This is a genomic window from Pseudomonas sp. R3-52-08, assembly GCF_003851745.1.
Taxonomy (GTDB): Bacteria; Pseudomonadota; Gammaproteobacteria; order Pseudomonadales; family Pseudomonadaceae; genus Aquipseudomonas.
Window position 1 is genome coordinate 1,335,720 of sequence record NZ_CP027730.1, and the last position, 12,630, is coordinate 1,348,349.

The 12,630-nt window shown below is 60.3% G+C and carries 11 protein-coding genes; all 11 read right to left on the reverse strand.

Annotated features, from left to right (window positions below):
* Positions 1–89: 89 nt before the first annotated feature.
* Entirely contained in the window at positions 90–428 is a 339-nt protein-coding gene (locus C4J91_RS06020; protein ID WP_124361500.1) for a GlpM family protein, read from the reverse strand.
* Positions 428–1,708, reverse strand: a complete 1,281-nt coding sequence (locus C4J91_RS06025) for a sigma-54 dependent transcriptional regulator (protein ID WP_256681685.1) — start codon at positions 1,706–1,708, stop codon at positions 428–430. The genes C4J91_RS06020 and C4J91_RS06025 overlap by 1 nt, the downstream gene beginning before the upstream one ends.
* Before the next feature lie 53 nt (positions 1,709–1,761).
* Positions 1,762–3,663: a sensor histidine kinase gene (locus tag C4J91_RS06030; protein ID WP_124361502.1), complete on the reverse strand. Its 1,902-nt coding sequence runs from the start codon at positions 3,661–3,663 to the stop codon at positions 1,762–1,764.
* Positions 3,664–3,832: 169 nt separating this feature from the next.
* A complete protein-coding gene (locus C4J91_RS06035) occupies positions 3,833–4,567 on the reverse strand; it encodes an amino acid ABC transporter ATP-binding protein (protein ID WP_124361503.1) in 735 nt (244 codons plus the stop codon).
* A complete protein-coding gene (locus tag C4J91_RS06040) occupies positions 4,564–5,235 on the reverse strand; it encodes an amino acid ABC transporter permease (protein WP_046071144.1) in 672 nt (223 codons plus the stop codon). The genes C4J91_RS06035 and C4J91_RS06040 overlap by 4 nt, the downstream gene beginning before the upstream one ends.
* The gene (locus C4J91_RS06045; protein WP_024073702.1) at positions 5,235–5,981 is read right to left on the reverse strand and encodes an amino acid ABC transporter permease; all 747 of its coding nucleotides are present in this window, start codon (positions 5,979–5,981) and stop codon (positions 5,235–5,237) included. The genes C4J91_RS06040 and C4J91_RS06045 overlap by 1 nt, the downstream gene beginning before the upstream one ends.
* A 192-nt stretch (positions 5,982–6,173) precedes the next feature.
* Positions 6,174–7,100: a glutamate/aspartate ABC transporter substrate-binding protein gene (locus C4J91_RS06050; protein WP_124361504.1), complete on the reverse strand. Its 927-nt coding sequence runs from the start codon at positions 7,098–7,100 to the stop codon at positions 6,174–6,176.
* 378 nt (positions 7,101–7,478) lie between these two features.
* Positions 7,479–9,017 carry a glycerol-3-phosphate dehydrogenase gene (gene glpD / locus C4J91_RS06060; protein ID WP_124365112.1) on the reverse strand — a complete coding sequence of 513 codons (1,539 nt, stop codon included), beginning with the start codon at positions 9,015–9,017 and terminating at the stop codon, positions 7,479–7,481.
* Positions 9,018–9,266: 249 nt separating this feature from the next.
* Positions 9,267–10,022 (reverse strand): DeoR/GlpR family transcriptional regulator, encoded by a 756-nt coding sequence (locus C4J91_RS06065; protein WP_124361506.1) that lies wholly within the window; start codon positions 10,020–10,022, stop codon positions 9,267–9,269.
* 94 nt (positions 10,023–10,116) lie between these two features.
* Positions 10,117–11,622 (reverse strand): glycerol kinase GlpK, encoded by a 1,506-nt coding sequence (gene glpK / locus C4J91_RS06070; protein WP_124361507.1) that lies wholly within the window; start codon positions 11,620–11,622, stop codon positions 10,117–10,119.
* A gap of 76 nt (positions 11,623–11,698) precedes the next feature.
* Entirely contained in the window at positions 11,699–12,553 is an 855-nt protein-coding gene (locus C4J91_RS06075) for an MIP/aquaporin family protein (protein ID WP_124361508.1), read from the reverse strand.
* Positions 12,554–12,630: the final 77 nt, after the last annotated feature.

Sequence of the window (12,630 nt, forward strand, 5' to 3'; positions counted from 1 at the left end):
CTCCCGATAGCGGTGTGTCAGCCACAGATATATTGACTGACCCACCGCAATCGGGGGCAAGCCCCCTCCCACATTTGGACTGTGGTGTGTCAGGTGTGCAGGCGTACCCAGACACTAACCAGCACCGTTGCCGCCATCAACCAGGCCACTGCGGCCACGGCGAGCGATGCCTCCAACCGCATCCGATCCACCATCACATACAACGTCGCCAAGTACACGAAGTACGGAATGATCGACCACATCCCAAACACAATGGTGGTCTTCAGATCCTCGACCGAGCGGCCTTTGCCGACGATGTAATGGGCGATCAGCGCAAAGGTCGGAAACAGCGGCACCAGGCCTGCGATGTAATAGTTTTTGGTCTTGGCCAATGCGGCCAATATAAGCACCACCGCCGCGCCGAGGGCGGCTTTCAAGAATAGATCCATCAGTGACTCAACCCGTATTTTTTGACCTTGTCGAACAGTGTGGTCTTGGCCATCCCCAGTTCCTGGCTGGCCTGGGTCAGGTTGCCGCCGCTGCGTTGCAACGCGTCAACAAGCAGGTTGCGTTCGAAGGCTTCCACCGCCTCGGTAAAGGCCAGGCCGTGGGTGCTGCCGCCCGTGCCGCTTTTCTTGAACGCGGGCAGGCCCAGGGCGAAGCGTTCGGCGACGTTGCGCAGTTCGCGTACGTTGCCCGGCCAGTCGTGGCTCATCAGGCTCGACAGGGTCTGGTTATCCAGCTCCGGGGCGATGCGATCGAAGCGCAGTGAGGATTGCTGCAGGAAGTGTTCGAACAACTGCAGGATATCTTCACGGCGCTCGCGCAGTGGTGGCAGTTCCAGGGTGACCACATTGAGACGGTAGTACAGGTCGCTGCGGAACTGGCTGGCGCGGCTCAGTTCATCGAGGTCGGACTTGGTGGCGGCGATCACCCGGCAATCCACGGCCACGCTCTGGTTCGAACCCAGGCGTTCGAGGGTGCGCTCCTGCAGGACCCGCAGCAGTTTGATCTGCAGATTGATCGGCATGCTTTCCACTTCGTCTAGAAACAGCGTGCCCTCATGGGCGTGCTCGATCTTGCCGATGCGGCGCTTGCCGGCGCCGGTAAACGCGTTGGCTTCGTGGCCGAAAATCTCGCTTTCGAACAGGTTCTCCGGCAGCCCACCGCAGTTCAGGGCGACGAACTGGTGGGCGTGGCGCCGGCTGAAGTCATGCAGGCAGCGCGCGACCAGCTCCTTGCCGGTGCCGGTTTCGCCTTCGATCAGCACGTTGGCCGACGTGTCGGCAACGTTGGCGATCAGTTCGCGCAGGTTTTGCATCGCCTGCGAGCGCCCGATGATGCGGCCCTCCAACGAATCGCGCTCGGCCAGTTGGCGCCGCAGCGACCAGACTTCCCGCGCCAGCCCACGCTGTTCAAGGGCACGACGGGCGACGTCTACCAGGCGCTCGGGGGAGAAGGGTTTTTCCATGAAATCGTATGCGCCGTTGCGCATGGCGCCGACCGCCATGGAGATGTCGCCATGCCCGGTGATCAGCACCACCGGCAGGCTTTTATCCAGCGCCTTGAGGCGAGTGAGCAAGGCCAGGCCATCTATGCCCGGCAGGCGAATATCGCTGATGACAATGCCGGCAAAATTCTCGCCGATATGGGTCAACGCTTCTTCGGCACTGCCCACGCCAACGCTGGGGATGTCTTCCAGCGCCAATGCCTGCTGGCAACCCAGCAGCACGTGGGGGTCATCTTCGACGATCAGGACGGTGAGGTCTTGGGGTTCAATATTCATGTCGACTCAACTTTTTCAGCGCCCGCCAGCGGCAGGTTCAGGACAAACGCGGTACCACCAGCGGCCGGATGTTCCACGGCCAGGCTGCCGCCGGTGGCCGCCGCAAGGCTTGCGGAGAGGGTCAGGCCCAGGCCCAGCCCTTGCTCGCCGGGCTTGGTGGTGAAGAAGGGCTCGAACAGGTGTTTGCGTGCCTCGGGGTCGATGCCGTGGCCATTGTCGCGCACCCGCAGGCGATATTTACCCTCGGCGCTCTGGCCTTCCAGCCACAACTGCGGCGCCGGTTGCGCCTGCATCGCATCGAGGGCGTTGCCGATCAGGTTGACCAGGATCTGCTCCAGGCGCGTCTGATCGATCTGCAACTGGGCATGGGTGAAGTCACGGTGCACGGCCAGGGACAGGTTGTCCAGGCGCGCGCCGAGCACCTGGAACGCGGCGTCCACCGCCTTGGCCAGGTTCGCTTCGCCCTGGTCGTCACCGCGCCGGGCGAACGAGCGCAGGCTGGCGGTGATGCGACCCATGCGATCGATCAGTTCGTTGATGGTCTTGAGGTTGGCGCTGGCGGTGTCCAGGGCGCCACGTTCGAGGAAGCGCACGGTGTTGCCGGACAGGGTGCGCAGCGCGGCCAGGGGTTGGTTCAATTCGTGGGCGATGCTGGTGGACATCTGGCCGATCGCTGCGAGTTTACCGGCCTGCACCAGTTCGTCCTGGGCACGGCGCAAAGTCTCTTCGGCCTGGCGCCGTTCGCGGATCTGGCCTTTGAGGCGTTCATTGCTGGCGCGCAGGTCGGCGGTGCGTTCGGCAATCCGTCGTTCCAGCTGGCTGTTGGCTTCCTGCAAGGCCTCCCGTGCGGCGAGGCGGGTGGCGATGACCTTGCGCCGCTCGTTCCAGGCAATCAGCAAAAACGCGACCAAGCCAAACGCGACGGCGACCAGGATGCCCTGGTTGATCGCGGCGCGGCGTAGTTCATTCAGCGGGGTGAGCAGGGTGAAGTTCCACGGTGTGTCATTCAGTGGCCGGGTTTGCGCCAGGTAACTGACTTCTTGCTTGTCGTTGACCACTTCGCTGTTGGCCGGGAAGGTCAGCTTTTCGCTGCCTTCGTTCAGCCGCTCGCGGGCCAGGGGTTCCAGGGCGTCCAGTGTCGCCCAATAATATTGCAGGCTGTTAGCCAGCCGGTCCCTGGTGTCTTCGCTCAGGGGACGCACGGCCTTGAGGCGGCGGGCCGGGTCACTGGACAGGATGATGATGCCGTTTTCGTCGCTGACAAAAGCTTCGAGGCGCGCGCGTTGCCAGCGCTCTTCAAGCGCCTCCAGGCGGACCTTGACCACGGCAACGCCGATGATTTTGCCATGCTCTTCAAGCCCGTGAGCCAGGTAGTAGCCAGGTTCGCCGTTGGTGCTGCCGATGCCGTAGAAACGACCGGGCTGGCCGCGCACGGCGTTCTGGAAATAGGCGCGAAAGGACAGATCTTCACCCTGGTAACTGTCGGCGTCGCGCCAGTTACTGGTGGCCAGCACCCGGCCGGTGGTATCCATCACGTAGATGGCGCGGCTGCGGCTGCGGCGGTTCAAGCCTTCGAGATAATCGTTGACGGTCGTGCGGGTTTCCTGGTTGGGGTCAGCCAGGAGCAGGGAAACGCTGGATTCCAGCTCAAGGAGGCTGGGCAGGTAGGTGTATTTGCTCAGTTCGCTTTCGACGGTGCGAGCGTGCAACTCCAACTGGCGTTCGCCGTTGTCGCTGAGGGTGCGGATGCCATAGTACTCACTGACCCAGAAGCCGATATAACCCAAGCCGATCATCAGGGCGATGATCAACGGCGGCAGGAACAGTTGACGTATCAGGCGAGGCTTCACGGCAAGTGATGGCGGCGCAGCGCGATAGGGGGTGGGGTCGCATTTCATCACAGATGCCTTGGGTCAACCAGCGCTGCCGGCCTGTGCGGTCAGTGTGGGAGGGGGCTTGCCCCCGATTGCAGTGTGTCAGTCGGTATATCTGTCGCTGATCTACCGCTATCGGGGGCAAGCCCCCTCCCACATTGGTCCGGTTTCTTCAGTGGATGCGCTGTAATACTTAGTGCTGCAGGATTTTCTCAAGGAAGTGCTGCGCACGTTCGGAGCGGGCGCTGATGTCGCCGAAGAACTCTTCTTTCGGGCAGTCTTCGATGATCTTGCCAGCGTCCATGAAGATCACGCGGTCGGCCACTTTGCGGGCGAAGCCCATTTCGTGGGTCACGCACATCATGGTCATGCCTTCGTGGGCCAACTGCACCATCACGTCGAGCACTTCGTTGACCATTTCCGGGTCGAGCGCCGAGGTCGGTTCGTCGAACAGCATGACGATCGGGTCCATGGCCAGGGCGCGGGCAATCGCCACACGTTGTTGCTGGCCACCGGACAGTTGGCCCGGGTGCTTGTGTGCATGGGCCGACAGGCCGACGCGCTCCAGCAGTTGCAGGCCCTTCTTGGTGGCTTCTTCCTTGCTGCGGCCGAGCACCTTGATCTGCGCGATGGTCAGGTTCTCGGTGATGGTCAGGTGCGGGAACAGTTCGAAGTGCTGGAACACCATGCCCACGCGCGAGCGCAGTTTCGGCAGGTTGGTCTTCGGGTCGGCGATGGAAGTACCATCGACGATCACGTCGCCCTTCTGGAACGGCTCCAGCGCATTCACGCACTTGATCAGGGTGGACTTGCCCGAGCCGGACGGCCCGCACACCACGATCACTTCGCCTTTTTTAACCTCGGTGCTGCAGTCGGTCAGCACCTGGAAGTCGCCATACCACTTGTTGATGTTCTTGATAGAGATCATACGGCAAACCTTTTTTGCAGACGCTTGACCAGCAGCGAGGCGGAAAAGCTGATGATGAAGTAGACGACACCGGCGAAGATCAGGAACTCATTGGAGCGGCCGATGATGTCGCCGTTGGAACGGGCAGAGTTGAGGAAGTCCACCAGGCCCACGGTGTAGACCAGCGACGTGTCCTGAAACAGGATGATGCTCTGCTGCAGCAGCAGCGGGGTCATCTTGCGAAACGCCTGGGGCAGGATGATCAGGCGCATGGTCTGCCCGTAGGTCATGCCCATCGCCTGCGCGGCGGCCATCTGGCCCTTGGGGATCGACTGCACGCCGGCCCGCACGATTTCGCAGAAGTACGCGGCTTCGAACATCATGAAGGCCACGACGCAGGAGGTGAACGCGCCGATCGGCGTGTCTTCACCGGTGATCCAGCGCAGCACGAACGGCACCGCCAGGTAGAACCAGGTGATCACCAACAGCAGCGGGATCGAACGGAAGTAGTTCACATAGGCGCCGGCCACACGGGACAGCAGCTTGCTGGACGACAGGCGCATCAGCGCGAGGATCGTACCCAGGATGATGCCGCCGACCACGCCCATGACCATCAACTGCAGGGTCATGACCATGCCGTTCCACAGGCCCGGGATCGCGGGGATGATACCGCTGAAATCGAAGTCCATTATTTACCCCCCACGGAGATCAGGCCGGGCACCGCGACTTTCTTCTCGACCACGCGCATCAGCAGCATCAGGCTCATGTTCAGGGTGAAGTAGATCAGCGTGGCCAGGGTGAAGGCTTCAAACAGGTTGGCCGAAAACTCGGCGGTCTGCTTGGTTTGCGCCAGCAGTTCCATCAGGCCGATCAAGGACGCCACGGAGGAGTTCTTGAACACGTTGAGGAATTCGGAGGTAAGCGGCGGAATAATGATGCGATAGGCCTGGGGCAGCAGCACGTTCCAGTAGATCTGCGGCAGCTTGAAGCCCATGGCGCGCGCGGCGGCTTCCTGGCCACGGGGCAGCGCCTGGATGCCGGTGCGCACTTGTTCACACACACGGGCGGCGGTGAACAGGCCCAGGCACACGACGACGCTCAGGTAGGCCGAGGTGGTCGGGTTCAGGTCTTGTTTGTACCAGTCCTGCAGGTTCTGCGGCAGCAGATCGGGTATCAGGAAATACCAGATGAACAGCTGAACCAGCAGCGGCACGTTACGAAACAGTTCCACGTAGCAGGTCGCGATGCCCGATACGAGGCGGTTTGGCACGGTGCGCATGACCCCCAGAATGGAGCCCAGCAGCAAGGCAATGATCCATGCCACGACAGCGATGGCGATGGTCCAGCCCAGGCCGGCGATGTACCAGTCGAGATAAGTCTCGCTGCCAACGCCGGTGGACTTGAAGAACACGCCCCAGTCCCAGTTGTAATTCATTAGGGTCTCCCCTCGAGATCGATCGATGTACAAGCACCCGCTTGGGACAGTCCGTTCCCTCCTGACGTTGAACGTCAGGCACACGCAATCGGCTCGAAAACCGCCAGGTCGAGTGTTCCAAGTTAAAGCCAGCAGGTAATTACAAACGCCTGAGGGAGTTTGACTCCCTCAGGCGATAAGGTTAGCCAGGTTTTAGATCTTTACTTCCGGAGCCGGTTTGTCGCTCGGGTTCTTGATCAGTTCCTTGACCTTGTCGCTCATCGGGAAGTTGAGGTTCAGGCCTTTTGGTGGAATCGGGCTTTCAAACCACTTGGCGTAGATCTTGTTGATTTCGCCGGACTTGTACAGGCTGGCGATGGCGTCATCCACGGCTTTCTTGAAGTCTGGGTCGCCTTTGCGAACCATGCACGCGTAGGCTTCGAAGGACTGCGGAGTACCGGTGATCACCCAGTCATCCGGCTTCTTGGCCTTGGCTTCTTCGCCGGCCAGCAGGGCGTCGTCCATCATGAAGGCAACCGCGCGGCCGCTTTCGAGCATCTGGAAGGATTCGCCGTGGTCTTTGGCGGAGATGACGTTCATGCCCATCTGCTTGTCGGCGTTCATCGCCTTGATGATGCGCTCGGACGTGGTGCCGGCGGTGGTCACGACGTTCTTGCCTTTCAGGTCGGCAAAGTCAACGTAGGACGGCTTGCCATCCTTGTCTTTCTTGACCAGCAGACGGGTGCCGATTTCGAAGATGTTGGTGGTGAAGTCAACTTGCTGGGCGCGTTCGGCGTTGTTGGTGGTGGAGCCGCATTCCAGGTCTGCGGTGCCGTTCTGGATCAGCGGAATACGGGTCTGCGACGTCACCAGGTTGTATTTGACCTGCAGATCGGGCTTGTTCAGGTCTTTTTTCAGGGCTTCAACGACGGCCAGTTGAATGTCATGGGAATAGCCCACGGGTTTGCCCGAGCCATCCGCAATGTAGGAAAACGGAATAGAGCTGTCGCGGTGAGCGAGAGTGATAGTGCCGGAGTCGTTGATTTTCTTCAGCGTGCCGGTGAGTTCGGCGGCGAAAACTGGAGTGCTGATCAGAGCAGCAGCAATAGCTGCGCCCAGGATATGGGGAACGATGCGCATCAATACTTCCTCGACATTTGTTTTTTTTATAAAGCCAGCTAAACGGCTCTCTTGTACAGCGAATGCCTTGACGGCTGCTGAGGCGTCTCAGGCAATCGTCAGGAAGTGTAGAGCATGAGTCGTGCCATACCCGAAACAAAAGCTTAACTTCATGATTTATATAGTTATTAACTTTGTGTGACGGTAGCGGTTCAGTGCGTGGGTACGGCAAACCGAATGATGGGAGGTATTGCGTTCGGAAAACCGAATGCTACGCCCGCTTGCTGTAGGAGCGAGCTTGCTCGCGAAAAAACGCAAGAACGCCGCGTTTATTCTGAATAAACACGGCGCTCTCGGGTTTTTCGCGAGCAAGCTCGCTCCTACAATCTCGGGATGGCGTCAGGCCGCTTCGATCTTGCTGCGCGTCTGTTCAACCTTGGACAGGTAGCGTTGCAGGTTGTCCTGCTCTGCTGCAGTGGTGAACAGGCCCAGCTTGGTGCGGCGCCACAGCACGTCTTGAGGCTGGGTTACCCATTCTTCGGCGCACAGGTAATCGACTTCGCGGGTGTAAAGCCCACCGCCCAGGTGCTCACCCAGATCAGCCAGGGTTTGCACACCTTCCAGCAGGCGCCAGGTGCGGCTGCCGTAGGTGGTCGACCAGCGACGGGCGATCTCGCTCGGCACCCAGTCGAACTTGTTGCGTATGGCCTCGGCCAGGGCTTCTGGTGTGGTCATGTCTTCGCCGCCCGGCAGGCTGGCCTTGGCGGTCCAGCTTGGGCGCATCTGGGTGAAGTACGGCGCCAGTTGCGCCATGGCCGATTCGGCCAGCTTGCGGTAGGTCGTCAGCTTGCCGCCGAACACCGACAGGATCGGCGCCTCGCCGCTGCCGCCGGACAGCGACAGGGTGTAGTCGCGGGTAATGGCCGATGGGTTGTCCGATTCGTCGTTGCACAGCGGGCGCACGCCCGAATAGGTGTGGACGATATCGTCACGGCTCAGCTGTTTCTTGAAGTGTGCGTTGACCACCTTGAGCATGTAGTCGGTTTCACCTTCGGTGATCGCAACTTTCGCCGGATCGCCGGTGTATTCGCGGTCGGTGGTGCCGATGATGGTCAGGTGATTGAGGTACGGAATCGTGAACACGATGCGCTGGTCTTCGTTCTGCAGAATGTGCGCATGGGCACCTTCGTAGAGTTTCGGCACGATCAGGTGGCTGCCTTGGATCAGGCGAATGCCGTACGGCGAATCCAGCTTCAGGTCGTCCTTGATAAACTTGGCGACCCATGGGCCGGCGGCGTTCACCAGCGCCCGGGCGCGGATCGAGAACAGGCTGCCATCGGCGCGTTGCATGTTCATTTCCCACAAGCCGTTGCTGCGGTGGGCACTGACGCAACGGGTCTGGGTGTGGATATGCGCGCCTTTCTCGCGCGCGGCCATGGCGTTGAGCACCACAAGGCGGGCGTCGTCGACCCAGCAGTCGGAATATTCGAAGCCTTTGGTGATTTCGCTTTTCAGCGGGCTGTCGGCACCGAACTTGAGGCTTTTTGAACCGGCCAGCTTCTCGCGCTTGCCCAAGTGGTCATACAGGAACAGGCCGGCACGGATCATCCAGGCCGGGCGCAGGTGCGGACGGTGCGGCAACACAAAGCGCATCTGCTTGACGATGTGCGGGGCCTTCGCCAGCAGCACTTCACGCTCGGCCAGGGCTTCGCGCACCAGGCGGAACTCGTAGTGTTCCAGGTAGCGCAAGCCACCGTGGATCAGCTTGCTGCTGGCAGACGACGTGTGGCTGGCCAGGTCGTCCTTTTCGCAAAGGAATACCGACAAACCGCGCCCGGCTGCGTCTGCTGCAATGCCGACGCCATTGATCCCGCCACCGATTACGGCAACGTCATAGACTTCGGCAAGCGGTGGAGCAGGCAAGGTAGAAGGGTTCATCGGCTGGCCTCGCGATCTTTTCATATTGGAATTCGAACATTAATGTTCATTTGCGAAAATGGTAGCTGATAAATGCGCGCGCAGCCAGCCAACTTCGATTGAAAAAACTCATCGAAGGGTGGGGAAAGGAAAATTTGTGAACTGATAGTTCCCACGCTCCCGCGTGGGAATTGAGCCCATGACGCTCTGCGTCACAGCGGACGCGGAGCGTCCTGCGGTGCATTCCACGCGGAGCGTGGGAATGAGAAGTCAGACGACTTCCAAACGAACCTTATGCTGATTCAACAACTGCACCAACGCCGGCACCGGCTGCTGATCAGTCACCAGGCAGTCCACCAGACTGATCGGCCCCAGGCGGATCATGGCGTTGCGCCCGAACTTGCTGGAGTCTGCGGCCAGAATCACTTGTCGCGCATTGGCGATGATCGCCTGGGAAACCCGTACTTCCTGATAGTCAAAATCCAGCAGGCTGCCATCCTCATCGATGCCACTGATACCCACCAGCGCAAAGTCGACCTTGAACTGATTGATGAAATCAACACTGGCCTGGCCTACCACGCCGCCGTCACGGCGCACATTGCCGCCGGTCAGCAACACATCGAAGTCGTCCTTGGCACTGAGCATGGTGGCGACGTTGAGGTTGTTGGTGATGATTTTCAGGTGATGGTGATTGAGCAGCGCACGGGCGATGGATTCGGTGGTGGTGCCGATATTGATGAACAACGAGGCGTGATCGGGGATCTGCGCCGCGATGGCTTCGCCGATACGCTGTTTTTCATCGCGCATCTGGTCGGCACGCATGGCGTACGCGGTGTTCTCGACACTGGAGTCATAGGCCGCGCCGCCGTGGTAGCGGCGCAGCAGATTGGCGTCCGCCAGCTGGTTGATATCGCGGCGGATGGTTTGCGGGGTGACAACGAACAACTGCGCCATTTCCTCGATACTGACGTAGCCGCGTTCGCGGACCAGTTCGAGGATTTGTTGTTGGCGGGGAGGCAGATTCATGGGGCGTCCTTTGGGCTGCCATACAAAAGTGGCCCATGATGACGCAGGAATCCGCTCCCTGCCAGTTACAACCGGTGTAGATCCGGCGCTTGGCTTATTCGGCGCCTTCGTGCGGCTCCCAGTCGCGGGTGCGGCTGACTGCTTTTTGCCAGCCCGCGTAGAGTTTCTCTTTAGCCGCCTCATCGAGCTGTGGTTCGAATTCGCGCTCGATCACCGCCTTGCCGCGCAATTCGTCGAGGCTGCCCCAGAAACCACAGGCCAGGCCCGCCAGGTACGCCGCGCCCAATGCCGTGGTCTCACGCATTTGCGGACGCTCGACCTGGGTACCGAGGATATCGGCCTGGAATTGCATCAGGAAGTTGTTGGCCACGGCGCCGCCGTCCACACGCAGGGCTTTAAGGCGTTCGCCCGAGTCCTGTTGCATGGCGTCGAGCACGTCACGGGTCTGGTAGGCGATCGACTCCAGGGCTGCGCGAATAATGTGATCCACGCGTACGCCACGGGTCAGGCCGAACAATGCGCCACGGGCATACGGGTCCCAGTACGGCGCGCCCAGGCCGGTGAAGGCCGGCACCAGGTAAACGCCGTTGCTGTCCTTGACCTTGCCGGCAAAGTATTCGGTGTCGTGGGCGTCGTTGATGATTTTCAACTCGTCACGCAACCACTGCACGGTGGATCCGCCGTTGAAGACTGCGCCTTCCAGTGCGTAGGCCACTTCTCCACGCGGGCCGCAAGCGATGGTGGTGAGCATGCCATGCTTGGATTTCACCGCTTTGTCGCCGGTGTTCATCAGCAGGAAGCAGCCGGTGCCATAGGTGTTTTTGGCCTGGCCGGGTTCGACGCACATCTGGCCGAACAGCGCGGCTTGCTGGTCGCCGGCAATGCCGCCGATGGCGATGCCGCTTTTGGTGCGGCCGTAGATCTCGGACGAAGATTTAACTTCCGGCAGCATTTCCCGTGGAACGTCCAGAATCTCCAGCATCTTCGCATCCCATTCCAGGGTGTGGATGTTGAAGAGCATGGTGCGCGAAGCATTGGTGTAGTCGGTGACGTGGGTCTTGCCGCCGGTAAATTTCCAGATCAGCCAGCTGTCGATGGTGCCGAACAGCAACTCGCCGTTGCGCGCACGCTCGCGGCTGCCTTCGACGTTGTCGAGGATCCACTTAAGTTTGGTGCCGGAGAAGTAGGGGTCGGTGACCAGGCCTGTGGTGTCGCTGATGTATTGCTCGTGGCCGTCGCGCTTGAGCTGCTGGCAGATCTCGGTACTGCGGCGGCACTGCCAGACGATGGCGTTGTAGATCGGGCGGCCGGTGACCTTGTCCCATACCACGGTGGTTTCGCGCTGGTTGGTGATGCCGATGGCGGCGACCTGGTCGTGGTGCAGGCCAGCCTGGGCCAGCGCCTCAACCATCACCGCGCTCTGGGTGGCGAAGATTTCCATCGGGTCATGCTCGACCCAACCCGCCTGCGGGTAATGCTGGACGAACTCGCGCTGGGCGGTGCACACCACGTTGGCGTCACGATCGAAGATGATCGCGCGGGAACTGGTGGTGCCCTGATCGAGGGCAATGATGTAGTTCTTATTCTGAAGGTCGGTCATGTCAATTGCCTTGGACGAAATAAGGAAGTCAGAAATCAGCCGGGGTCACGAAGGGCAGGGACCCTGGCTGGCGCTTTCAGGAAATACGGGTGTTGCCGTTGACAGCCGTGTCAGTTGTTTCAGCTATAGCAGGTGCGGCGCTCGGCAGGTGACGGGCAATCAGCCCGCGATACGCTGCGGCGCCGAGGCATGCGCCCACAATCGGCGCGAAAATCGGTACCAGGAAGTAAGGAATATCGCGACCGCCAGTAAAGGCCATTTCACCCCAGCCGGCGAAAAAGGTCATCAGCTTGGGCCCGAAATCCCGCGCCGGGTTCATCGCAAAGCCGGTCAGCGGGCCCATCGCGCTACCAATCACAGCGATCAACAGGCCGATCAGCAGCGGCGCCAGCGGGCCACGGGGCAGGCCATTGTTGTCGTCGGTCAGGGCCATGATCACACCCATCAGGATCGCGGTGATGACCATTTCCACCAGGAACGCCTGGGCCGTGCTGAGCAATGCATGAGGATAGGTGGAGAACACTGAGGCCAACTCCAGGCTGGCCTGGGAGCCACGTACCATGTGGTGGGTTTGTTCGTAATCGAAAAACAGATTGCTGTAGAGCGTGTACACCAGCGCGGCGGAACAGAAAGCACCAGCGATTTGGGCGAGGATGTAGAAGGGCAGTTTGCGTTTTTCGAAATCGGCGAAAATACACAGGGCGATACTCACCGCCGGATTGAGGTGAGCCCCGGAAATACCGGCACTCAGGTAGATCGCCATGCTCACGCCGACCCCCCAGATAATGCTGATTTCCCACAAGCCAAAGCTCGCACCCGCGACCTTGAGCGCAGCGACGCACCCGGTACCGAAGAAGATCAGCAGCGCAGTGCCGAGGAATTCGGCCATGCATTGGCTCGAAAGTGAAGGCTGTTGAAGAGCAGTTGTCATGGAAAACCTCAGTTGTTGTTCTTGTCTGGCGCAGGCCTCAACGGGCCGTTGCGCGATTTTCACCGAGACGAGGATCC

What these genes read in the sequence shown, in the direction of transcription:
- C4J91_RS06020 (WP_124361500.1), bottom strand. Translation starts at nt 428, where the DNA reads ATGGATCTATTCTTGAAAGCCGCCCTCGGCGCGGCGGTGGTGCTTATA.
- C4J91_RS06030 (WP_124361502.1), bottom strand. Translation starts at nt 3,663, where the DNA reads ATGAAATGCGACCCCACCCCCTATCGCGCTGCGCCGCCATCACTTGCC.
- C4J91_RS06035 (WP_124361503.1), bottom strand. Translation starts at nt 4,567, where the DNA reads ATGATCTCTATCAAGAACATCAACAAGTGGTATGGCGACTTCCAGGTG.
- C4J91_RS06040 (WP_046071144.1), bottom strand. Translation starts at nt 5,235, where the DNA reads ATGGACTTCGATTTCAGCGGTATCATCCCCGCGATCCCGGGCCTGTGG.
- C4J91_RS06045 (WP_024073702.1), bottom strand. Translation starts at nt 5,981, where the DNA reads ATGAATTACAACTGGGACTGGGGCGTGTTCTTCAAGTCCACCGGCGTT.
- C4J91_RS06050 (WP_124361504.1), bottom strand. Translation starts at nt 7,100, where the DNA reads ATGCGCATCGTTCCCCATATCCTGGGCGCAGCTATTGCTGCTGCTCTG.
- glpD (WP_124365112.1), bottom strand. Translation starts at nt 9,017, where the DNA reads ATGAACCCTTCTACCTTGCCTGCTCCACCGCTTGCCGAAGTCTATGAC.
- C4J91_RS06065 (WP_124361506.1), bottom strand. Translation starts at nt 10,022, where the DNA reads ATGAATCTGCCTCCCCGCCAACAACAAATCCTCGAACTGGTCCGCGAA.
- glpK (WP_124361507.1), bottom strand. Translation starts at nt 11,622, where the DNA reads ATGACCGACCTTCAGAATAAGAACTACATCATTGCCCTCGATCAGGGC.
- C4J91_RS06075 (WP_124361508.1), bottom strand. Translation starts at nt 12,553, where the DNA reads ATGACAACTGCTCTTCAACAGCCTTCACTTTCGAGCCAATGCATGGCC.